Here is a 22,401-nt window from a genome sequence, read left to right as displayed (position 1 = left end):
AACAAAAACGCCCGGCATAAGCCGGGCGTTTTTTATTGAGCAACAATCAATCGTGGTATTGTGCCGACAGTTCATGCACCGCGCGCAGGAAGGCACCCGCGTGCTCCGGGTTCACTTCCGGGGTGATGCCATGGCCGAGGTTGAATACGTGGCCGGTGCCCTTGCCGTAGCTGGCAAGGATGCGGCCGACTTCGGTGCGGATCGCTTCCGGCTTGGCGTACAGCACGGTCGGGTCCATGTTGCCTTGCAGCGCCACGCGGTTACCCACGCGCTGGCGCGCTTCGCCGATATCGCAGGTCCAGTCCAGGCCCAGGGCGTCGGCACCCGCGTCGGCGATGCTTTCCAGCCACAGGCCGCCGCCCTTGGTGAACAGGATGACCGGCACTTTGCGGCCTTCGTGTTCGCGAATCAGGCCGCTGACGATCTTGCGCATGTAGGCCAGGGAGAATTCCTGGTACGCCGCCGCCGACAGGTTGCCGCCCCAGGTGTCGAAAATCTGTACGGCCTGGGCACCGGCCATGATCTGGCCGTTGAGGTACGCCGTGACCGACTGCGCCAGCTTGTCCAGCAGCAGGTGCATGGCCTGCGGATTGTCGTAGAGCATGGCCTTGGTCTTGCGGAAGTCTTTCGACGAACCACCTTCGACCATGTAGGTAGCCAGGGTCCAAGGGCTGCCGGAGAAGCCGATCAGCGGCACGCGACCATTGAGTTCGCGGCGGATGGTGCTGACGGCATCCATCACATAGCCGAGATCCTTGTGCGGATCGGGAATCGGCAGGGCCTCGATGTCGGCCAGGGTGCTGACGACTTTCCTGAAGCGCGGGCCTTCGCCGGTCTCGAAATACAGGCCCTGGCCCATGGCGTCGGGGATGGTGAGGATGTCGGAGAAAAGGATGGCCGCGTCCAGTTGCGGGTAGCGATCCAGCGGCTGCATCGTGACTTCGCAGGCGAATTGCGGGTTCATGCACAGGCTCATGAAGTCGCCGGCATGGGCGCGACTGGCCCGGTATTCCGGCAGGTAACGACCGGCTTGACGCATCATCCACACAGGCGTGACGTCTACGGGCTGCTTGAGCAGGGCACGAAGGAAACGGTCGTTCTTGAGGGCAGTCATGTCGGCATCCGCAAAAAAAGTGCGGGCATTTTCTCAGAGCACGACGCAAAAGGCACGGAATGCACCGTGCCTTTTGTCTATCGGGTCAATTTGTCGCGGTAGCTTGAATACACCGCAAGACAAATGTGGGAGGGGGCTTGCTCCCGATTGCGGTGTATCAGTCACCAAACTCATTGGCTGACACACTGTCATCGGGAGCAAGCCCCTCCCACATTTTGATCCCGTTTCAATTTGGGATCAGGAGTCAGACCTGCAGGTAGTCCAGGATCCCTTCGGCGGCGTTGCGACCTTCGAAGATCGCCGTCACCACCAGGTCAGAGCCGCGCACCATGTCACCACCGGCAAAGATTTTCGGGTTGCTGGTCTGGTGCTTGTATTGACCTTGTTCCGGGGCCACCACGCGGCCCTGGCTGTCGGTCTGGATGGTGAACTGCTCGAACCACGGCGCCGGGCTTGGGCGGAAACCGAAGGCGATGACCACGGCGTCGGCCGGGATGATCTCTTCGGAACCCGGGATCGGCTCGGGGCTGCGACGGCCACGGGCGTCCGGTTCGCCGAGACGGGTCTCGACCACCTTCACGCCTTCGACACGGTCTTCACCGACGATGGCAATCGGCTGGCGGTTGTAGAGGAATTTCACGCCTTCTTCCTTGGCGTTCTTCACCTCTTTGCGCGAGCCCGGCATGTTGGCTTCGTCACGGCGATAGGCGCAGGTCACCGACTTGGCGCCCTGGCGGATCGAGGTGCGGTTGCAGTCCATCGCGGTGTCGCCACCGCCGAGTACCACGACCTTCTTGCCCTTCATGTCGACGAAATCTTCCGGCGCCTTTTCAAAGCCCAGGTTGCGGTTGACGTTGGCGATCAGGAAGTCGAGCGCGTCATACACGCCCGGCAGGTCCTCACCGGCAAAACCGCCCTTCATGTAGGTGTAGGTGCCCATGCCCATGAACACAGCGTCGTATTCGGCGAGCAACTGCTCCATGGTGATGTCCTTGCCGATCTCGGTATTGAGACGGAACTCGATACCCATGCCGGTGAACACTTCACGACGGTGGCTCAGTACGGTCTTTTCCAGCTTGAATTCGGGAATGCCGAACGTCAGCAGCCCGCCGATTTCCGGGTTCTTGTCGAACACCACCGGGGTCACGCCACCACGCACCAGCACGTCGGCACAGCCCAGGCCAGCTGGGCCTGCACCGATGATCGCAACGCGCTTGCCGGTGGGCTTGACCTTGGACATGTCCGGGCGCCAGCCCATGGCGAACGCGGTGTCGGTGATGTACTTCTCGACAGAACCGATGGTCACCGCACCGAAGCCGTCGTTGAGGGTGCAGGCACCTTCACACAGACGGTCCTGCGGGCACACCCGGCCGCAGACTTCCGGCAGGGTGTTGGTCTGGTGCGACAGCTCGGCGGCGGCAAGGATGTTGCCCTCGGCCACCAATTTCAGCCAGTTGGGAATGAAGTTGTGCACCGGGCACTTCCATTCGCAATACGGGTTACCGCAGCCCAGGCAGCGGTGGGCCTGGTCGGCCGAGTGCTGGGGCTTGAAGGGTTCGTAGATTTCCACGAACTCTTTCTTGCGTTGACGCAACAGTTTCTTCTTCGGATCCTTGCGCCCGACATCGATGAACTGGAAGTCGTTATTCAGACGTTCAGCCATGTTAAAACCTCATCAAACTCTTCAGGCGCATATCACTGCGGGTTGGCACGGATGCTGGAAAGCAACGATTTCAAGTTGGCAGCCTTGGGCTTGACCAGCCAGAAACGACGCAGGAAATCATCGAGGTTTTCGGCGAGGTTACGCCCCCATTCGCTGCCGGTCTCTTCGACGTACTCGTCCAGCACATGCTGCAAGTGGTTACGGTAGGACTCCATGGCTTCGCCGCTGATGCGCTGGATCTCGACCAACTCGTGGTTGACCTTGTCAACGAAGGTGTTGTCCTGGTCGAGCACGTAGGCGAAACCGCCGGTCATGCCCGAACCGAAGTTGTAACCGGTCTTGCCCAGTACCGCGACAAAGCCCCCGGTCATGTATTCGCAGCAGTGATCGCCAGTGCCTTCCACCACGGTGTGGGCACCGGAGTTACGCACGGCGAAACGCTCACCCGCAGTACCGGCGGCGAACAGCTTGCCACCGGTAGCGCCGTACAGGCAGGTGTTGCCGATGATTGCACTGTCCTGGCTCTTGTACACGCTGCCCGCAGGCGGAACGATCACCAGCTTGCCGCCGGTCATGCCCTTGCCCACGTAATCGTTGGCGTCGCCTTCGAGGTACATGTGCAAACCGCCGGCATTCCACACGCCGAAGCTCTGGCCTGCGGTGCCCTTGAAGCGGAAGGTGATCGGCGCTTTCGCCATGCCCTGATTGCCGTGCCTGCGCGCGATTTCGCCGGAGACGCGGGCGCCGATGGAACGGTCGCAGTTACAAATGTCCAGAGCGAATTCGCCACCGCTGGCGTCATTGATCGAGGAGCCGGCCATATCGACCATCTTCTCGGCCAACAGGCCCTTGTCGAACGGCGGGTTACGCTCCACGCCGCAGAACTGCGGTTTGTCGGCCGGGATGTGATCGCTGCCCAACAGCGGCGTGAGGTCCAGGTGCTGTTGCTTGGCGGTCTGACCCTGAAGGATTTCCAGCAGATCGGTGCGCCCGATCAGTTCTTCCAGCGAGCGCACGCCCAGCTTGGCCAGCCACTCACGGGTCTCTTCGGCGACGTAGGTGAAGAAATTCACCACCATGTCGACGGTGCCGATGTAGTGGTCCTTGCGCAGTTTTTCGTTCTGCGTGGCGACGCCGGTGGCGCAGTTGTTCAGGTGGCAGATGCGCAGGTATTTGCAGCCCAGGGCGATCATCGGCGCGGTGCCGAAGCCGAAGCTCTCGGCGCCGAGGATCGCGGCCTTGATCACGTCGAGGCCGGTTTTCAGGCCGCCGTCGGTCTGTACCCGCACCTTGCCGCGCAGGTCGTTGCCGCGCAGGGTCTGGTGGGTTTCAGCCAGGCCCAGCTCCCACGGTGCACCGGCGTACTTGATGGAGGTCAGCGGCGATGCGCCAGTGCCGCCGTCGTAGCCGGAGATGGTGATCAGGTCGGCATAGGCCTTGGCCACGCCGGCGGCAATGGTACCCACGCCGGCTTCCGCCACCAGTTTCACCGAGACCAGCGCCTGCGGGTTGACTTGCTTGAGGTCGAAAATCAGCTGCGACAAGTCTTCGATCGAATAGATGTCGTGGTGCGGCGGCGGCGAAATCAGCGTCACGCCGGGCACTGCGTAGCGCAGCTTGGCGATCAGGCCGTTGACCTTGCCGCCCGGCAGTTGCCCGCCCTCACCCGGCTTGGCGCCCTGGGCCACCTTGATCTGCAGCACTTCGGCGTTGACCAGGTATTCCGGGGTAACGCCGAATCGGCCGGTCGCCACCTGCTTGATCTTCGAGCTTTTCAGCGTGCCGTAGCGCGCCGGGTCTTCGCCGCCTTCGCCGGAGTTGGAACGCGCACCCAGGCGGTTCATGGCTTCGGCCAGGGCTTCGTGGGCCTCGGGCGACAGGGCGCCCAGGGAAATACCGGCGGAGTCGAAGCGCTTGAGGATCGATTCCAGCGGTTCGACTTCACTGATGTCCATCGGCGTGTCCAGGGTCTTCACCTTGAACAGGTCGCGGATCATCGACACCGGGCGGTTATCAACCAGGCTCGTGTACTGCTTGAACTTGGCGTAGTCGCCCTGCTGCACGGCGGCTTGCAGGGTGCTGACCACGTCCGGGTTGTAGGCGTGGTATTCACCACCGTGCACGAACTTGAGCAGGCCGCCTTGCTGGATCGGCTTGCGCGCGCTCCAGGCTTCAGCTGCCAGGGCTTTCTGTTCAGCTTCGATGTCGACGAAGCGTGCACCCTTGATGCGGCTCGGCACACCACGGAAGCTCAACTCGCAGACTTCTTCGGACAGGCCAATGGCTTCGAACAACTGCGCGCCGCGATAGGACGTGACGGTGGAGATGCCCATCTTCGACAGGATCTTCAGCAGGCCTTTGGTGATGCCTTTACGGTAGTTCTTGAACACCTCATAGAGGTCGCCCAGCACTTCACCGGTACGGATCAGGTCGCCCAGCACTTCGTAGGCCAGGAACGGGTACACCGCCGAAGCGCCGAAGCCGATCAGCACCGCAAAGTGATGCGGGTCACGGGCGGTGGCGGTTTCGACGAGGATGTTGGAGTCGCAACGCAGGCCTTTTTCGGTCAGGCGGTGATGCACAGCGCCGGTGGCGAGCGAGGCGTGGATCGGCAGCTTGCCCGGCGCGATATGACGGTCGGTCAGCACGATCTGGGTACGTCCGGCACGCACGGCTTCTTCGGCCTGATCGGCGACGTTGCGCACGGCGGCTTCCAGGCCAACACTCTCGTCGTAGTTCAGGTCGATGATCTGGCGGTCGAAGCCCGGACGCTCCAGGGTCATCAGCGAGCGCCACTTGGCCGGGGAAATCACCGGCGAGCTGAGGATCACGCGGGAGGCGTGCTCAGGCGATTCCTGGAAGATGTTGCGCTCGGCACCGAGGCACACTTCCAGGGACATCACGATGGCTTCGCGCAGCGGGTCGATCGGCGGGTTGGTCACCTGGGCGAACTGCTGACGGAAATAGTCGTACGGCGTGCGCACGCGCTGGGACAGCACGGCCATTGGCGTGTCATCGCCCATGGAACCGACTGCCTCATAGCCTTGCTCGCCGAGCGGGCGCAGCACCTGATCGCGCTCCTCGAACGTGACCTGATACATCTTCATGTATTGCTTGAGTTGGTCTACGTCGTAGAAAGCCGAGCCGTGGTCGTTGTCTTCCATGGTCGCCTGGATGCGCAGGGCGTTCTTGCGCAGCCATTGCTTGTAGGGGTGACGCGACTTCAAGCGGTTGTCGATGGCGTCAGTGTCGAGGATCTGCCCGGTTTCGGTGTCCACGGCCAGGATCTGGCCAGGGCCCACGCGGCCTTTGGCGATGACGTCTTCAGGCTTGTAGTCCCACACGCCGATTTCCGAGGCCAGGGTGATAAAGCCGTTGGTGGTGGTGACCCAACGCGCCGGGCGCAGACCGTTACGGTCGAGCAGGCACACCGCGTAGCGGCCGTCGGTCATGACCACGCCGGCCGGGCCGTCCCACGGTTCCATGTGCATCGAGTTGTACTCGTAGAATGCACGAAGGTCCGGGTCCATGGTTTCGACGTTCTGCCACGCAGGCGGAATGATCATGCGCACGCCACGGAACAGGTCGATGCCGCCGGTGACCATCAGTTCGAGCATGTTGTCCATGCTGGAAGAGTCGGAACCCACGCGGTTGACCAGCGGGCCGAGCTCTTCGAGGTCCATCAGATCGTTGGCGAACTTGGTGCGACGGGCCACGGCCCAGTTGCGGTTGCCGGTGATGGTGTTGATCTCGCCGTTGTGGGCGAGGAAGCGGAATGGCTGAGCCAGCGGCCATTTCGGCAGGGTGTTGGTGGAGAAGCGCTGGTGGAACACGCAGATTGCGGTTTGCAGGCGCTCATCGCTCAGGTCCGGATAGAAGGCGGCGAGGTCCGCCGGCATCATCAGGCCTTTGTAAATGATGGTCTTGTGGGAAAAGCTGCAGATGTAGTGATCAGTGTCGGCGGCGTTGAGCACCGACGAACGACGACGCGAGGTGAACAGCTTGATCGCCATGTCCTGGTCGCTCAGACCGTCGCCTGCGATGAACACCTGTTCGATCTGCGGCAGGCGCTCGTTGGCCAGGCGGCCGAGCACGCTGGTGTCGATCGGCACTTTGCGCCAGCCGATCAGTTGCAGGCCGGCGGCGACGATCTCGCGGTTCATGTTTTCGCGAGCGGCTTCGGCTTTGACCGGGTCCTGGTTGAAAAACACCATGCCCACCGCGTATTGCTTGGGCAGGTCGACCGAAAAATGCTGTTTGGCCACAGCGCGCAGGAACAGGTCGGGCTTTTGAATCAGCAAGCCGCAACCGTCACCGGTCTTGCCGTCGGCGTTGATCCCACCGCGGTGGGTCATGCAGGTCAGGGCCTCGATGGCCGTTTGCAAAAGGGTATGACTGGGCTCGCCCTGCATGTGGGCTATCAGGCCGAAACCGCAGTTATCCTTGAATTCATCGGGTTGGTACAGACCTGCTTTCATAGACACTTTCTCACCAGGCTGCCTCTTATACCGAGGCAAATTTCTTTTCAATTCAACCGGTTACCTTCCACGCCGAACGTACGCCGGCTTAGCGGGGGCAAAAGGGAGGTCATTGTACACACCGACACGAACGCTCACAAATTTAGCGACGAAATGTCGCAAATCTATGTCGCATTTATGAAAGGTTTAAAGCGATATGCTGTGCTAGTCAAAACTTTTTTAATTTTGACTGCCACGACTCAAAAGCTACCGTGACGCAGACACCACAAAGCGCGCGGCCTTCAGGGCTGCACGCTGTTGTAGTTTTTTTGAGGTGCCGGGAGGGCGGCCTGGGTAAGGCCGCCGGATCTTCAGCGAGCAGTTGCCAGTTCTTGTTGAACGCTGGCAACGGTGCGAGGCCAAGGTTTACCAGCCTGAACCTTCGCTGGCAAGGTTTTGATCGCGGAATCAGCCGCGGCACGGCTGGTGAAGTTGCCGTAAGTGATCACGTAGAGAGGCTTGCCGTTGAGCACTTTCTTGAAATAACGGTACTCGCCGCCCTGCTCTTTCACGAACGCCTGGGCATTGGCTTCGGAGCTGGTGCCCAGGATCTGCACCACGAAATTGCCGGTAGGCTGGCTGGCGTACCAGCCGCTGCCGGCGGCGCTGGCCTTGGCGACAGTGGCTGGCTTCTCGGCCGGCTTGGCGGCGGTGGTCGGCGCGGGCTTGGCGGCAGGTGCAGGCGTGACCGGCTTGGTCACCGGCGCGGGCTTGGCGGTGGCGACCGTCGGTGCCGGAGTCGGGGTTGCGGCAGGTGCCGGTGCAGGCTTGCCCGCCGGTACGCCGGCTGGCGGTGCGGTGGTGGTGACGGTCGGCGGAGTGGCGCTGGAGCCTTCCACCGGCACGCCGTCGTCACCTTCTGAGATGCCACCGGCTTCTTCGGCGAGCGGACCGCGCATCACCGGCTGGCCGACCATCGGCAGGTTGGTCGGTTGACCGGAGTTGGCGAACTCGACGTTCGGTGTGGGCTTGCCCAGTGGCAACTGCGCCTGTTCCGTTGGCGCGCCGGCCGTGGTCGGCGCCTTGCTGCGGCCCGGGATCAACCAGGCGGCGGCAACGGCGACCACGACAACAGCGGAAATGGCCAATACGTGCTTCTTAGGCATAGTGAACCCCATCTTTGGACGCTTGACCGCGGAGCGGCTGGCAATCATGGCTTCGATCATCGCATCGCGGGCAACCTGATTGATGTTTCCAGGCCAGCCATCGGAGCTTTCGTGAATATCAGAGATCTGATTTGCCGTGAAAAGTTCGATACCCGCCCCGGCGCCTTCGAGGCGCTGGGCCAGGTATTCGCGGGTTTCTTCTTCTTCGTAGGGCTGCAACTCGATAACGTGGAACAGCTCCTGTTCGCCGCTGATCTGCTCCAGATCGGCGATCAACGACGACTCACCAAACAGGAACACATGCGGGCGGCCTTCCGGCGTACCGGCGGCCAGCGCCAGCAGCGCCTCAAGGGCGGATTCGTCGAGCTGCTCGGCGTCGTCCACCAGCAGGTAGACTTCCTGACCGGTCAGGCCCAACTGCACCACCTGCTTGAGAATGGCATTGGGCTCGGCGTTTGCCACGTCCAGCGCCTGGGCGACCTGACGCAACACACCCGCCGCATCGCCGGCACCACGGGCCGACACCACCACACTCTGCACCGACTGTTTGTTGGTGCTGGCAACCAGCGCCTGGCGCAGCAAGGTCTTGCCGCTGCCCAGCGGGCCCGTCACCACCAGCAGTAGCTGGCTGTAGCGCGCAAGGTGATGCAACTGACCCAGCACCGGCTTGCGCTGGGCCGGGAAGAATTTGAAACCAGGCACCCGTGGAGCGAAGGGGTCGTGGCTCAACTGGTAGTGGCCGAGGAACGCCTCGTCGGCATGCAAACTAGTCATCGCGATCTTATTAACCTTTAAGCTGGGCCAGGGCGCGGTAATCCGCTCCCAGCGTGGCCTGTAAAATCTCTTTCGGATAATCGTCGGTCACCACCGCTTCGCCCATGCGGCGCAGCAGCACCAGTCGAAGTCGACCGTCGATCACTTTCTTATCTACCGCCATATGTTCGAGGAAGTCCGCCTCGGTCATCTGCGCGGGTGGAATCACCGGCAAACCGGCACGCTGCAACAGACGGATACCGCGATCACGCTCCTGGGCGCTGATCCAGCCCAGGCGCTGGGACATCTCCAGTGCCATTACGGTGCCAGCCGCGACAGCCTCTCCATGCAACCACACACCATAGCCCATGTGCGTTTCGATCGCATGGCCGAATGTGTGGCCCAGATTGAGGGTGGCGCGCACGCCGGACTCTCGTTCATCGGCATTGACCACCAGCGCCTTGGCCGCGCAGGAGCGCGAAATGGCTTCGGTGAGCGCCACTTGATCGAGGGCGCGCAGAGCGTCCACATGCTCCTCCAGCCAGGTGAGGAACGGTTCGTCGCAGATCAGCCCGTATTTGATGACTTCCGCCAGCCCCGCCGACAGCTCGCGCGGCGGCAAGGTGTTGAGCGTCGTGGTGTCGATCAGTACGGCCTGCGGCTGGTAGAACGCGCCGACCATGTTCTTGCCCAGCGGGTGGTTGATGCCCGTCTTGCCGCCCACCGACGAATCGACCTGGGACAGCAAGGTGGTCGGCACCTGAATGAAATCCACGCCGCGCTGGTAGCAGGCGGCCGCGAAGCCGGCCATGTCGCCTATCACGCCGCCGCCCAAGGCGACCACGGTGGTGCGGCGGTCATGCCGCGCGGACAACAGGCCATCAAAGATGAGCTGCAGGGTTTCCCAGTTCTTGTGGGCTTCGCCGTCGGGCAGCACCACGGAAATTACCGAGTACGCCGAAAGGCTGCGGCTCAGACGTTCAAGGTACAGCGGCGCGACCGTTTCATTGGAGATGATCGCCACCTGCCGCCCGGCAATGTGCGGCGTGAGCAAGTCAGGCTGGTCCAGCAGGCCTTCACCAATATGGATCGGGTAGCTGCGCTCGCCTAAATCGACCTTAAGTGTCTGCATGTGTCCCCGCGTGAGAGATGGATTGACGACCGGCAACGTCCGCTGCCTGATGGCTCCACGCCACACCTCAAGGTGATGACGCGCCGCCGAGAATAGCGCATTTCGGGCCAGGCTTTAACGGGGTGGCAGCCGATGCAGGCGTTCAAGAATCTCGACCACCACCATCCGCGGCGGCCGTTCATCGGTTTGCACCACCAGATCGGCTATTTCCCGGTAAAGCGGATCACGCAGGGCAAGCAAATCCCGCAGGGTTTTTTCCGGGTTGGCCGTGCGCAACAACGGGCGATTACGGTCGCGGGCGGTGCGGCCCACTTGCTGCTCGACCGACGCATGCAGATACACAACCCGACCACCGGCATGCAGTGCTCGACGATTCTCATCACGCATCACCGCGCCACCACCGGTTGCCAATACCACGCCGTCGCAATCGCACAGCTCGGCAATCATCGCCTGCTCGCGGTCGCGAAAGCCCAGTTCGCCTTCCCTGTCGAAGATCCATGGGATATTGGCGCCCGTGCGCAATTCAATTTCCTTGTCGGAATCTTTGAACGGCAGGCGCAGCTCTTTGGCCAGCAAACGGCCGATGGTGCTTTTTCCAGCGCCCATCGGCCCTACAAGAATCAAATTTCGCACAGAATCAACGACTCACAGCAATCGCCTGGTTATTCATGATACGCGGAGTCAGGAATACCAGCAGCTCGGATTTTTTCTCCGCCAGCACATCACGCCGGAAAAGGCGGCCAAGATACGGCACATCGCCCAAAAATGGCACTTTATCTACCACTTTGCTCTGGGTATTGGAGAAAACCCCACCGATGACGATGGTCTCGCCGTCCCGAACCAGCACCTTGGCGTTGACCTCGTTTTTCTTGATCGGCGGTACGTCATTGAGTTTGTTCAAATAGTCGGGCTCATCCTTGGTGACTTTCACTTCCATGATCACATGGTCGTCGGGGGTGATCTGCGGGGTGACTTCCAGCGACAGCGAAGCCTCCTTGAACGACACCGAGGTGGCACCGCTGGAACTGGACTCCTGATAGGGAATCTCGGTGCCCTTGAGAATGCGCGCAGTCTCCTTGTCGGAGGTGACCACCTTGGGCTGTGAAACGATTTCGCCATTGCCGGTTTTTTCCATGGCGCTCAGTTCCAGGTCCAGCAGGAAGTTATCGGTGATGAAGGCGATGCCCAGCCCGGACGCGCCGGCGAGCGAGCCAAGGTCGACGAAGGGTGAGGCGGATGGGCTTTCCGGCGGCTTCGCGCCTTCGGCCAAGGATTTCGGGATACCGCCGGCGCCCCAGTTGCCGCGACTGAGCCGCCCGCCCCAACGCACGCCCAGGCTTTTGTCATAGTCGACATTGGCCTCGACAATCCGCGCCTCGATCATCACCTGGCGCACCGGAATGTCCAACTGCGCCACGATGCGCCGCAGCTCTTCGAGCCGTTCACCGGTCTGGTAGGCAATGATGTTGTTGGTGCGATCATCCACCGCCACCGAGCCGCGTTCGTCGGGGGTGCCTTCGAGGCCGTTCACCGACTGGAACAGCTTGGCCAGGTCGGCCGCCTTGGCGTAGTTGACCTGCAACAGCTCGCGGCGCAACGGCGCCAGGTCGGCCATCTGCCTTCGCGCCTCCAGGGTCAGCAGTTCGCGCGCGGCCAGCTCGTCGGCGGGCGCCACCAGCAACACGCCGGCTTTCATCCGCTTGTCCAGGCCCTTGCTTTGCAGCACCAGGTCCAGCGCCTGGTCCCAGGGTACATTCTTCAGGCGCAGGGTGACCGAGCCTTGCACCTCGTCACTGGCAACCAGATTGAGACCCGCCACGTCGGCGATCTGCTGCAACGCGGCGCGCAGGTCGATGTTCTGGAAATTGAGGTTCAGTGTGTCGCCGGTATAGGCGCCCGACGCTGCGCCACCGGGTGGCGGCAACTGGATCAGGTCTACACGATTGGGCACAGCAGCAGCCATCGGTGCCGTGAACGCTATCCATAGCGCCACACCGAAGGACCAGAAAGTCCTTTTCATTGTTCGATTCCGTTATGAGTTGACGTTCAACACAAGGGTTCGTGAGCGCTGCAGCCAGGCGCCCTGTTCATCGGGAAACAACTCGGCCAGCTCGACTTCGCCGTCATGGATGGCCGTGACGCGGCCGTGGTTCGGCCCCAGGTAGTCGCCGACCGCCAGGCGGTGCACGCTGGAGGCCGCGCGCAACAGGACGAAACGTTGAACACCACGGGACAGCGTGCCGACCATTTCGAACTGGTCGACAGCCAGGCTTTCCAGCACGCCGCGCGGCCGTGAAAGGTCCGGCGCGGACGCAGGTTTGCCGGGCGCATGCTCAACCTGCATAGCCGAGGACTGGAACGGGTCACGCAGGGCCGCAGCGCTGTAGGCAAAGCGCGGCCCCCACTGCGCGACCGGCCCAGGCTCGCCGTGGGGCGACAGACTGCGGTAGGTCTTGGCCAACAGCTCCAGACGCAGCAAGGCCCCGTCAGACGCAAGCGCAAGATCATGCACGGTGACAATCCGCGCCAACCCGCCCAGGCCGCTCACAAAGGTCGCCAGGTCATGGTAGGTGCCAAGCATGCCAACCTGCACCGGCGCTTCGATATAAAACGGCCGAGGCTGTTCGTCCAACACCTTTACGCCTTCGACCAGCAGGCCATTACCGGCGGCCAGCCGGGCGATGTCTTCGAGCAGGCCGGGCATATCGGACTCAGCGGATAATTGCCGGAACAGCCCGCCAACCCGCGCCTGCATCGCCTGGGCCTCATCGCTGCGACGCTCAAGGTTTGCGGCAAGATCGGTGTTTTGCGCGAGCGCCTGTTGCAAGGCCACTTCCTGCGTCTGGAGCACCTGCAGCCGCTCGCGGGACGGCGCCAGGACCACACTATTGCCCACCGCCAGCACCAGCCCGGCCAGCGCGCAGCCAAGCAAAACCTTGCCGGGCAAGGGCCATTTGGCAGCGTGGTGAGTGAGTGCAGAAAGATCGAGCCTGGGCAGGCTCATGGCTGGGCCTCGGTGGATGCCCCCTGGCGCACCATCAGTTGAAATTCATTGCGGCCATCCGCGCCTTCCGCCCGCACATGCTGCAGCCGGGTAGCGTGGGCACCCGCGGAAGCCTCCAGGCTGCGCATCAACTGGGCAATATCCTGGCTGGATTCGGCGCTGCCGCTGATGCTCACGCTATCGCCCCGGGCAACCACCTCGTGCAGATGCACACCCTCGGGCACGGCGCGGGCCAACTGGTCCAGCAACTGCGTGCCGGCGGAACGGGATTGGTGCAGGTCCTGCACGACCTTCATGCGCTCGGCCAGTTGCTGGCTCTGCTCCTGCAGGTCGTCGATGGTCTTGATCCGTGCATCCTGGGCGGCCACGTCCTTGCCCACATGGCTGTTGCGCGTTACCTGGCGGTCGATGGCCTGGTCGATGACCTGATCCGCCAGCCACACTGCCGCCAGCGCCACACAGGCGAACGCCAGCAAAAATACCAGGAAGTACTTGCGCCGACGCTGCGCCAGCGCCTGGCGCCAGGGCAAAAGATTGATTCGTGTCATCCAGCGAAACTCCTCAGGGCCAATCCGCAAGCCACTCCCATCCCGTGGGCATCCGCAGCCCATTGTGCGCCATCGACACGACGGCCCGGCGTGAAGCTGGCGAAATCCTGACTGCATGCGCGCTCCAATGCAAACCCTTCGACATCCACCACCCTCGGCACCAGCCCCGCCAGGGCCAAAACTGCCTCGCGGGTTTCGACCTGTTCCTTCAGGCACGCCGCCAGTAATACCTGCACCCGCTCGGGGTTGTCGGCACAAGGGCCGCGCACTTGAAAGTCGATGGCGACGTCGTCCAGCGGGTAAGGAATGTACTGGTCGGCTTCCAACTGGATCTGCCGGGCCATTTCCTGCTCGCTGAGCCGTGCCTGCAGGTCGATTACCCGCGTTATAACCGAGGAGCTCGCCACCGCCACCGCCGCCTGCCGGGCCGAGGTGCGCAGGCGCGGCAGAACCTGGTGCAGGGCCCGGCCGATCAGTTCAAGGTCGAGCAGGCTGCCATCGACCACCGCCCGGCTCGGCAGCGATTGCGTGGCATAGCCTTCGACGGTATAGCCGCTGGCCGAACGGCTCAGTTCAATCAGTTTGATCCCGCTGTCATTGATGTCGACGCCGAGCACGGTGTCGACTTTTCGCCTGAAAAATCCCTTTCCCATAAAACTCCCTAAACCTTTGCCTGTCTTACCGCCTGATTGGCGCCGGGCATCGTGCATTCGGTCGACTTGTTGAACCGGCACGAATGACGCCCCAAGTCGAAAAATGCTTTAATGCCCAGCGTTTTTTTCCGCTTTTATCTGCTGCCCGGGTCGATCCATCGTTTGTCATGCATGCCCCGGCGCCTAACTCATTCTTTTCTCTGGAAATCCAAAAGCCTTGATTCGTCTGCTGAAGTTTTTCGGGTACTCCATTGTCGCCATCGTTTGCGGGCTCCTGCTCGTCCTCAGCGGGGCCTATCTCTACCTTAGTCCGGGTTTGCCCTCCGTAGAGGCACTCAGAAGTATCCAGTTGCAGATTCCTTTGCGGGTCTACAGCAGCGATGAAAAACTGATCGCGGAGTTCGGCGAAATGCGCCGGACACCGATCCGTTTCGCCGACATTCCGTCCAATTTCATTAGCGCGCTGTTGTCGGCAGAAGATGATAATTTCGCCAATCACTACGGCGTGGACCCCAGCAGCCTGGTGCGCGCCGCCACACAGCTGGTAAAAAGCGGACACATTCAATCCGGTGGCAGCACCATCACCATGCAGGTGGCGAAGAACTTCTTCCTCACCAGCGAGCGCAGTTTTTCGCGCAAGGCCACCGAGATCCTGCTGGCCTTGCAGATCGAGCGTCAGCTGACCAAGGACGAGATCCTCGAGCTGTACGTCAACAAGATCTACCTGGGCAACCGCGCCTACGGCATCGAAGCCGCGTCGCAGGTGTACTACGGCAAGTCGATTCGTGACGCCAGCCTGGCGCAGATGGCGATGATTGCCGGCCTGCCCAAAGCCCCTTCGCGCTTCAACCCCCTGGCCAATCCGGCGCGCAGCAAAGAGCGCCGCGACTGGATCCTGGGGCGCATGTACAAACTGGGCAAGATCGACCAGGCCGCCTACGAAAGCGCGGTGGCCGAGCCGCTGAACGCGAGCTACCACGTGCCGACGCCGGAAGTGAACGCGCCGTATATCGCCGAAATGGCCCGCGCCGAAATGGTCGGCCGGTATGGCAGCGAGGCGTACACCGAAGGCTTCCGCGTGACCACTACCGTGCCGAGCGACCTGCAGGACATCGCCAATGAGGCGGTGCACTCCGGCCTGATCGCCTACGACCAGCGCCATGGCTACCGCGGCCCCGAATCGCGCCTGCCGGGCAAGACCCTCAGTGCCTGGACCACCGAGCTTGGCAAGCAGCGCACGATCAGCGGCCTGGAGCCAGCCATTGTCACCCAGGTGAAGAAAGACGGCGTGCAGGTGCTGACCCGCACCGGTGAAGCACACGTGGCCTGGGACAGCATGAAGTGGGCGCGACCGTTCCTGAACACCAACAGCATGGGCGCGCTGCCCAAGCAGCCGTCGGACGTGGCGCAGGTGGGTGACTTGATCCGCGTGCAACGCCAGAAGGACGACAGCCTCAAATTCAGCCAGGTACCGGTCGCACAGGGCGCCCTGGTGTCCCTGGACCCGCAGAACGGCGCGATTCGCGCGCTGGTCGGCGGCTTTGCCTTCGAGCAGAGCAACTACAACCGCGCCACCCAGGCCAAGCGTCAGCCCGGCTCGAGCTTCAAGCCGTTCATCTACAGCGCCGCGCTGGATAACGGCTACACCGCCGCCAGCCTGGTCAACGATGCACCGATCGTGTTTGTCGACGAGTACCTGGACAAAGTCTGGCGCCCGAAGAACGACACCAACACCTTCCTCGGCCCGATCCGCATCCGCGAGGCGCTGTACAAGTCGCGCAACCTGGTGTCGATACGCCTGCTGCAGGCAATGGGCGTGGGCAAGACCATCGATTACATGACGCGCTTCGGCTTTGCCAAGTCGGACCTGCCGCCCAACCTGTCCCTGGCCCTGGGCACCGCGACCCTCACGCCGATGGAAATCGCCACCGGCTGGAGCACCTTTGCCAACGGCGGTTACAAGATCGCGCCGTACCTGATCGACAAGATCGAGAGCCGCAATGGCGATACGCTGTTCACCGCCAACCCGCCACGCGTGCCGGGTGACGTGGTCAATGGCGTGGCTGCCACCGATGGCCTGGCCGCGCCGAGCAACGGCGGCATCACCATCGAGCCGACGCCGGGCGCAGCACCGGCCACGAATGCCGGCAACCCGGCCGAACCCCAGGCACCTGCGGTGGCCGAGCGCATTGTCGATGGCCGTACCACCTATATCCTCAACAGCATCCTGGAAGACGTGATCAAGAAAGGCACCGGCCGCCGCGCGCTGGCCCTGGGCCGCGCGGATATCGCGGGCAAGACCGGCACCACCAACGAATCCAAGGACGCCTGGTTCTCCGGCTACAACGGCGACTACGTGACCACCGTGTGGACCGGCTACGACCAGCCGGAAAGCCTGGGTCGCCGCGAGTTCGGCGGCACCGTCGCGCTGCCGATCTGGATGAGCTACATGGGCGCCGCGCTGAAGGACAAGCCTTTGCACACCCAGCCGGAACCGGAAGGCATCCTCAGCCTGCGGATCGACCCGGTGAGTGGCCGCGCCGCATCCCCGAGCACGCCGAATGCGTACTTTGAACTGTTCAAGAGCGAAGACACGCCGCCGTCGGTCAACGAACTGGGTAACGGCGTCGCACCGGGCAGCCCGCTGCCGGCGGATGAGGCCGCGCCGATCGACTTGTTCTAACCCGACCTGCGGCCTGATACAGATCCAATGTGGGAGGGGCTTGCTCCCGATGGCAGCGTGACAGTCACTGGATGTATTGACTGATCCACCGCTATCGGGAGCAAGCCCCCTCCCACACTTGGATCTCCACAGGCCTCAAGTTAATCGCCAATTGTCACAAAAAAGCCCCGACTCATCCGAGCCGGGGCTTTTTGTTGGTGCGCTACAACGGCTTAGCCGTTGAACACATCATCCACGCTTTGCAGCGGGTAGTGCTTCGGATACGGCAGGGTTGCCACACCGGTCTCGATGGCGGCCTTGGCCACGGCGTCGGAGATCAAAGTGATCAGACGCTTGTCCATCGGTTTCGGAATGATGTACTCACGACCGAACGCCAGCGGAGCACCACCGTAGGCGTCGCAGACGTCCTGTGGCACCGGCAGCTTGGCCAGTTCGCGCAGGGCATTGGCGGCGGCGACTTTCATTTCTTCGTTGATGCGCTTGGCACGAACGTCCAGGGCGCCACGGAAGATGAACGGGAAGCCCAGTACGTTGTTGACCTGGTTCGGGTAGTCCGAACGACCGGTGGCCATGATCACGTCGCTGCGGGTGGCGTGGGCCAGCTCAGGCGCGATCTCGGGGTCCGGGTTGGAGCAGGCAAACACGATCGGGTTCGGCGCCATGGACTTGAGGCCTTCAGCGCTCAGCAGGTTCGGGCCAGACAGGCCAACGAACACGTCGGCACCGTTGAGCGCGTCAGCCAGGGTGCGCTTGGAGGACGGGTGGGCAAACATCGCCTTGTACTGGTTCAGGTCGGTACGCTCGGACTGGATCACGCCCTTGCTGTCGACCATGTAGATGTTTTCGAGCCTGGCGCCCATGCTGATGATCAGCTTCATGCAGGAAATGGCGGCGGCACCGGCGCCCAGGCAGACGATTTTCGCCTCAGCCAGGGTTTTGCCGGCGATTTCCAGAGCGTTGATCATGCCGGCTGCGGTAACAATCGCAGTGCCGTGCTGGTCATCGTGGAATACCGGAATGTCGCACTGTTCGATCAACGCCTTTTCGATCTCGAAGCACTCAGGTGCCTTGATGTCTTCCAGGTTGATGCCACCGAAGGTGATGGAAATGCGCTTGACCGTGTCGATGAACGCCTGCGGGCTCTCGGAGTCGACTTCGATGTCGAACACGTCGATGCCGGCAAAGCGCTTGAACAGCACGCCCTTGCCTTCCATGACGGGCTTGGACGCCAGCGGGCCGAGGTTACCCAGGCCAAGAATCGCGGTGCCATCGGAAATCACTGCAACCAGGTTGCCTTTGCCGGTGTACTTGTACGCCAGTTCAGGATCGCGGGCGATTTCACGTACGGGCTCGGCAACACCAGGGCTGTAGGCCAGCGACAGGTCGCGAGCAGTGGCAGTGGCTTTGGTGAGCTCTACACTCAGCTTTCCTGGACGAGGATGGGCATGATATTCGAGAGCGGCAGTTTTCAAATCAGACATATCGGCATTCCGCTTTTACTGTTGGTCGACGGACCGCCGAGGATACGCGCGAAGCAATTTCCCTACAAGACTGGGCAGTCACGGGCCTCTAGTCCCCGCAATCAAGCACTTTAGGCGCAGCCCACGGGATACAAGGGCGCAACTGTTCACAATTGCACCTTTTAAATGTCTACAATTTTTATCAGTGAGACGACTTGAGCATTGCCGGATCGCTCAACGGCAGCAGCCAGCGCGCCTGGCCGTTTTCAAGACGGCCACGTCGAGCGCGATCCTGCACCCAGCCACGCGCTTCGACAGTCTGGCCTTGCAGACCACTGAGCGTGGCTGCGTCGAACTTCCCGGCCACATTCGGCGCAATGCGCACTACCAGCGAACCCGGCAGTTGAATCCAGATGCCACCGCGATTGCGTTCGACCTTTTTCACCCGGCCGCTGATCAGGGCAAACCCTGCGCGCCTGACCTGCGCCACGCTGCGCACGGGCGATGTGCGCCACAGCCCCAGGCGACGCTGGCGCGCGACGTTTTCAGCCGCCTGCTGGCACGCGATGAGATCGACATTGGGGCCGACGCCCACCTGAAACCCCAGGCCCTCGGCGAGCAACTGCGCTTCCAGATTGTTGCCATCGGCGCCGTACAGATGGGCCAGGGTCCGGCCGTAGTGGTCCTTGCGCTCGCGCCCCGGCACCAGCCCCACGCGACCGCCACTGGCGCGCACCAAGGCTTGCAAACGCTGACGGGCAGCGACGGCATAGGGCTCGTCAGGGCGACCTTTCCTGGCGGCTTCCGGTGCATTGAGACCGATCATGCGCACGCTGCGGCCATCCGTAAGGCGCACCGTGTCGCCATCCACCACGCGCTTGACCTGCACCTGGGCCACGGAGGCCGGCGCCGGACAGAACACCTCGGCCTGGGCGGCGGACAGCCAAATTCCGGGCACAAAAAAGGCGCCCACAAGGGACGCCTTTTTCAACAGCTGGCAAAAGCCCATAAGGCTTTTGAACCTTACTCTGCCGGAGTGGCAGCAGCAGGTTTCTTGCCGAAAGCACCAAAGCGATCTGCGAAGCGCTGTACACGGCCGCCGGTGTCCAGAGTTTTCTGCTTACCGGTGTAGAACGGGTGGCACTCGTTGCATACGTCAGTACCCAGTGGCTTGCACAGGTTCGAACGGGTTTCGAACTTGTTGCCGCAGCTGCAGGTGACTTCGATAGTTTCGTACGCTGGATGGATATCGGCTTTCATGGCACTTCCTCGGGCTAGCGTGCCGCCACTCGACACTATTGTCGAATACCGCACGTAATTAGGCCGCGGATTCTAACAGACCTTTCAAATCGCGCAAGCGGCGCTGACAACCCAGAACTGCCCTTTCATCAGAAAACTGTCGGCTACCCCAAGCCTCCCCCTGTCTGCTAGGCTCGCCCCCCTGCATCACCGCATGCCTTTAGATGAGACCTCTCGCGTGCCCGACGCCATTTTGCGCCTAGCCCTGCCCTCACCCCTGCGCCGCCTGTTCGATTACCGCGCGCCGGCCGGTGTGCTGCGGGCGCAGTTGCAGCCGGGCATGCGCGTGCGCGTGCCGTTCGGTCGCCGGGAAATGATCGGTATCCTGGTGGAAATTGCCGACCACAGCGAAGTCCCGGCCGAAAAGCTCAAGCCCGCAGTGGCGATCATCGACGCCACCGCGCCACTGCCACCGGCGCTGTTCAAGCTGTGCCTGTGGACCGCCCAGTATTACCAGCACAGCCTTGGCGACACGTTGAGCTGGGCGCTGCCGGTGCTGCTGCGCCAGGGCGAACTGGCCGAAGCGCGCCAGGAACGCTTTTGGTCCACGGTGCCCGGCGCGCGCCTCGACGACCCGCGCATCGCCCGCGCCCCGCGCCAGCGTGAGGCTCTTGCCACCCTGGCGCAGCACCCCCATGGCGTGGCGCATCAGCTGTTAAGCAAGCTGATGCTGAGCAAGGACAGCCTCGACCTGCTGCTCGCCAAAGGGCTGGTGCAGGTCGAAATCCGCAAACATGCGCCCGACCCACGCCATGAACACTGGCTGGCCCAGCCGGAGCTGCCGCTGAACCCCGAGCAACGCGCCGCCTATGAAGCGATCCGCGCAGGCTTCGACAGCTTTCACGCGTTCCTGCTGGCCGGCGTCACCGGCAGCGGCAAGACCGAAGTCTACTTGCAGTTGATCCGCGAGACCCTGCAGGCCGGCAAACAGGCGCTGGTGCTGATCCCCGAGATCAACCTGGGCCCGCAGACCCTGGCGCGCTTCGAGCAGCGCTTCAACGCGCGCATCGCTCTGGTGCACTCGGCGGTCAACGACCGTGAGCGCCTGGAGTCGTGGCTGGCGGCGCGGGACGGCGAGGCCGACATTATTATCGGCACCCGTTCGGCGCTGTTTACGCCGATGAAAAACCCCGGGCTGATCATCATCGACGAGGAGCACGACGGCTCCTATAAACAGCAGGAAGGCCTGCGTTATCACGCCCGCGACCTCGCGCTGGTGCGCGCGCGCCAAGAGGACATTCCGATTGTGCTGGGTTCGGCCACGCCGTCCCTGGAGAGCCTGCACAACGCCTACACCGGCCGCTATGGCCTGCTGCGCCTGAACGAGCGCGCCGGCGGCGCCAAACAGCCACGCTTCCTGCGTCTGGACGTAAAAAGCCGTCCGCTGGACAGCGGCATTTCCGGGCCGATGCAACAGGCCATCGGCCAGACCCTCGCCGCCGGCCAGCAGGTGCTGGTGTTTCTCAATCGACGCGGCTTCGCACCAACGCTGTTGTGCCACGACTGTGGCTGGATGTCCGAATGTGAGCGTTGCGATGCGCGCATGACCGTGCACCAGCGCCACGGCGAGCTGCGCTGCCATCATTGCGGCCATGTGGAGCGGGTACCGCGCCACTGCCCGCAGTGTGGCAAGGTCGACCTGCGCCCCGTCGGCGCGGGCACCGAGCGCGCCGAAGAGCGCCTGGGCATCCTGTTTCCGGATTACCCGGTGCTGCGGGTAGACCGCGACAGCACCTCGCGCAAAGACGCCATGAATCAGCTGTTTGCTACCATCCAGAAAGGCCAACCGTGCATTCTGGTGGGCACGCAGATGCTCGCCAAAGGGCATCACTTCCCACGGGTCACCCTGGTGTCGATCCTCGATGCGGACGGTGGCCTGTTCTCCGGGGATTTTCGCGCCAGCGAGCGCATGGCGCAGTTGATCGTGCAGGTCGCCGGCCGCGCCGGGCGCGCCGAAGAGCCGGGCCGGGTGATTATCCAGACACACCTGGCCGACCACCCGCTGCTGATCCAACTGACCGAACAGGGCTACTTCGCCTTCGCCGAACAGGCCCTGAGCGAACGCCGCTCCGCCGGCCTGCCGCCGTTTGCCCACCTCGCCCTGCTGCGCGCCGAAGCCCATAAACCGGGGCAGGCCGAAAGCTTTCTCGATGAGGCCTGCAGCGCCGCTGAACGTTTGCTGACAGAGCTGGGTCTGAGCGGCATCGAGCTGCTCGGCCCGGTGCCCGCCCCCATGGAGCGCCGCGCCGGGCGTTATCGCGCCCAATTGCTGTTGCAGGCGACCTCCCGCGCACCGTTGCACCGGCTGTTGAGCAACTGGTTGCTGGCCCTGGAGCAAATGCCCGGCGGCCGGCAGGTGCGCTGGTCGCTGGATGTGGATCCGGTGGATTTGTATTGATAGCCAGATCGCTATCGCAGCCAAGCCAGCGCCCACAGTTGAAATGTGAATACCTTTAAATACAGGAACGG

Annotated in this window: 14 protein-coding genes and 1 pseudogene; 2 read left to right on the top strand and 13 right to left on the bottom strand. The window is 62.6% G+C overall.

The window, feature by feature from the left end; translation table 11 throughout:
* Nucleotides 1–46: 46 nt before the first annotated feature.
* From hemE to pilM, 10 genes and pseudogenes are all read right to left on the bottom strand, one after another.
* Nucleotides 47–1,114, bottom strand: coding sequence for a uroporphyrinogen decarboxylase (gene hemE / locus RHM60_RS18610; RefSeq protein ID WP_322212439.1), 1,068 nt, complete (start codon nucleotides 1,112–1,114; stop codon nucleotides 47–49).
* Nucleotides 1,115–1,358: 244 nt separating this feature from the next.
* A complete protein-coding gene (locus RHM60_RS18605; RefSeq protein ID WP_209987626.1) occupies nucleotides 1,359–2,777 on the bottom strand; it encodes an FAD-dependent oxidoreductase in 1,419 nt (472 codons plus the stop codon).
* A gap of 32 nt (nucleotides 2,778–2,809) precedes the next feature.
* Entirely contained in the window at nucleotides 2,810–7,255 is a 4,446-nt protein-coding gene (gene gltB / locus RHM60_RS18600; RefSeq protein ID WP_322212438.1) for a glutamate synthase large subunit, read from the bottom strand.
* Between the two features lie 350 nt (nucleotides 7,256–7,605).
* The gene (locus tag RHM60_RS18595) at nucleotides 7,606–9,174 is read right to left on the bottom strand and encodes an SPOR domain-containing protein (protein WP_322212437.1); all 1,569 of its coding nucleotides are present in this window, start codon (nucleotides 9,172–9,174) and stop codon (nucleotides 7,606–7,608) included.
* Between the two features lie 10 nt (nucleotides 9,175–9,184).
* Nucleotides 9,185–10,285: a 3-dehydroquinate synthase gene (gene aroB / locus RHM60_RS18590; RefSeq protein ID WP_003237313.1), complete on the bottom strand. Its 1,101-nt coding sequence runs from the start codon at nucleotides 10,283–10,285 to the stop codon at nucleotides 9,185–9,187.
* Between the two features lie 114 nt (nucleotides 10,286–10,399).
* Complete coding sequence (gene aroK, locus RHM60_RS18585) at nucleotides 10,400–10,918, bottom strand: shikimate kinase AroK (protein WP_322212436.1); 519 nt, start codon at nucleotides 10,916–10,918, stop codon at nucleotides 10,400–10,402.
* A gap of 4 nt (nucleotides 10,919–10,922) precedes the next feature.
* Nucleotides 10,923–12,179, bottom strand: a pseudogene (locus tag RHM60_RS18580) (type IV pilus secretin PilQ); the annotation flags it as partial.
* 138 nt (nucleotides 12,180–12,317) lie between these two features.
* A complete protein-coding gene (locus RHM60_RS18575; protein ID WP_322212435.1) occupies nucleotides 12,318–13,289 on the bottom strand; it encodes a pilus assembly protein PilP in 972 nt (323 codons plus the stop codon).
* Nucleotides 13,286–13,837, bottom strand: coding sequence for a PilN domain-containing protein (locus RHM60_RS18570; protein ID WP_209987600.1), 552 nt, complete (start codon nucleotides 13,835–13,837; stop codon nucleotides 13,286–13,288). Before RHM60_RS18570 ends, RHM60_RS18575 begins: the two co-directional genes overlap by 4 nt.
* Nucleotides 13,834–14,490 (bottom strand): type IV pilus assembly protein PilM, encoded by a 657-nt coding sequence (gene pilM / locus RHM60_RS18565; protein ID WP_322212434.1) that lies wholly within the window; start codon nucleotides 14,488–14,490, stop codon nucleotides 13,834–13,836. Before pilM ends, RHM60_RS18570 begins: the two co-directional genes overlap by 4 nt.
* A gap of 220 nt (nucleotides 14,491–14,710) precedes the next feature.
* Between pilM and RHM60_RS18560 the strand changes: the two genes are divergently transcribed.
* The gene (locus tag RHM60_RS18560) at nucleotides 14,711–17,173 is read left to right on the top strand and encodes a penicillin-binding protein 1A (protein ID WP_416195186.1); all 2,463 of its coding nucleotides are present in this window, start codon (nucleotides 14,711–14,713) and stop codon (nucleotides 17,171–17,173) included.
* 212 nt (nucleotides 17,174–17,385) lie between these two features.
* Here the strand turns inward: RHM60_RS18560 and RHM60_RS18555 are convergent, their stop codons facing one another.
* From RHM60_RS18555 to rpmE, 3 genes are all read right to left on the bottom strand, one after another.
* Nucleotides 17,386–18,654, bottom strand: a complete 1,269-nt coding sequence (locus tag RHM60_RS18555) for a malic enzyme-like NAD(P)-binding protein (RefSeq protein WP_322212432.1) — start codon at nucleotides 18,652–18,654, stop codon at nucleotides 17,386–17,388.
* Between the two features lie 181 nt (nucleotides 18,655–18,835).
* The gene (locus RHM60_RS18550) at nucleotides 18,836–19,642 is read right to left on the bottom strand and encodes a thermonuclease family protein (protein WP_322212431.1); all 807 of its coding nucleotides are present in this window, start codon (nucleotides 19,640–19,642) and stop codon (nucleotides 18,836–18,838) included.
* Nucleotides 19,643–19,656: 14 nt separating this feature from the next.
* Nucleotides 19,657–19,893, bottom strand: coding sequence for a 50S ribosomal protein L31 (gene rpmE, locus RHM60_RS18545; protein WP_003237330.1), 237 nt, complete (start codon nucleotides 19,891–19,893; stop codon nucleotides 19,657–19,659).
* Nucleotides 19,894–20,110: 217 nt separating this feature from the next.
* Here rpmE and RHM60_RS18540 point away from each other — a divergent pair, with 217 nt between their 5' ends.
* Nucleotides 20,111–22,330 (top strand): primosomal protein N', encoded by a 2,220-nt coding sequence (locus RHM60_RS18540; RefSeq protein ID WP_322212430.1) that lies wholly within the window; start codon nucleotides 20,111–20,113, stop codon nucleotides 22,328–22,330.
* The last annotated feature ends 71 nt before the right edge of the window (nucleotides 22,331–22,401 follow it).

This window comes from Pseudomonas sp. MH9.3, assembly GCF_034354675.1.
GTDB lineage: Bacteria > Pseudomonadota > Gammaproteobacteria > Pseudomonadales > Pseudomonadaceae > Aquipseudomonas.
The sequence above is the reverse complement of the archived record's forward strand: the minus strand, read 5'-3'. Positions and strand labels throughout refer to the sequence as shown.

Excerpts from the sequence above, each read along its gene's own strand:
- hemE (WP_322212439.1), bottom strand. The coding sequence starts at position 1,114 with ATGACTGCCCTCAAGAACGACCGTTTCCTTCGTGCCCTGCTCAAGCAG.
- RHM60_RS18605 (WP_209987626.1), bottom strand. The coding sequence starts at position 2,777 with ATGGCTGAACGTCTGAATAACGACTTCCAGTTCATCGATGTCGGGCGC.
- gltB (WP_322212438.1), bottom strand. The coding sequence starts at position 7,255 with ATGAAAGCAGGTCTGTACCAACCCGATGAATTCAAGGATAACTGCGGT.
- RHM60_RS18595 (WP_322212437.1), bottom strand. The coding sequence starts at position 9,174 with ATGACTAGTTTGCATGCCGACGAGGCGTTCCTCGGCCACTACCAGTTG.
- aroB (WP_003237313.1), bottom strand. The coding sequence starts at position 10,285 with ATGCAGACACTTAAGGTCGATTTAGGCGAGCGCAGCTACCCGATCCAT.
- RHM60_RS18575 (WP_322212435.1), bottom strand. The coding sequence starts at position 13,289 with ATGAGCCTGCCCAGGCTCGATCTTTCTGCACTCACTCACCACGCTGCC.
- RHM60_RS18570 (WP_209987600.1), bottom strand. The coding sequence starts at position 13,837 with ATGACACGAATCAATCTTTTGCCCTGGCGCCAGGCGCTGGCGCAGCGT.
- pilM (WP_322212434.1), bottom strand. The coding sequence starts at position 14,490 with ATGGGAAAGGGATTTTTCAGGCGAAAAGTCGACACCGTGCTCGGCGTC.
- RHM60_RS18555 (WP_322212432.1), bottom strand. The coding sequence starts at position 18,654 with ATGTCTGATTTGAAAACTGCCGCTCTCGAATATCATGCCCATCCTCGT.
- RHM60_RS18550 (WP_322212431.1), bottom strand. The coding sequence starts at position 19,642 with ATGGGCTTTTGCCAGCTGTTGAAAAAGGCGTCCCTTGTGGGCGCCTTT.
- rpmE (WP_003237330.1), bottom strand. The coding sequence starts at position 19,893 with ATGAAAGCCGATATCCATCCAGCGTACGAAACTATCGAAGTCACCTGC.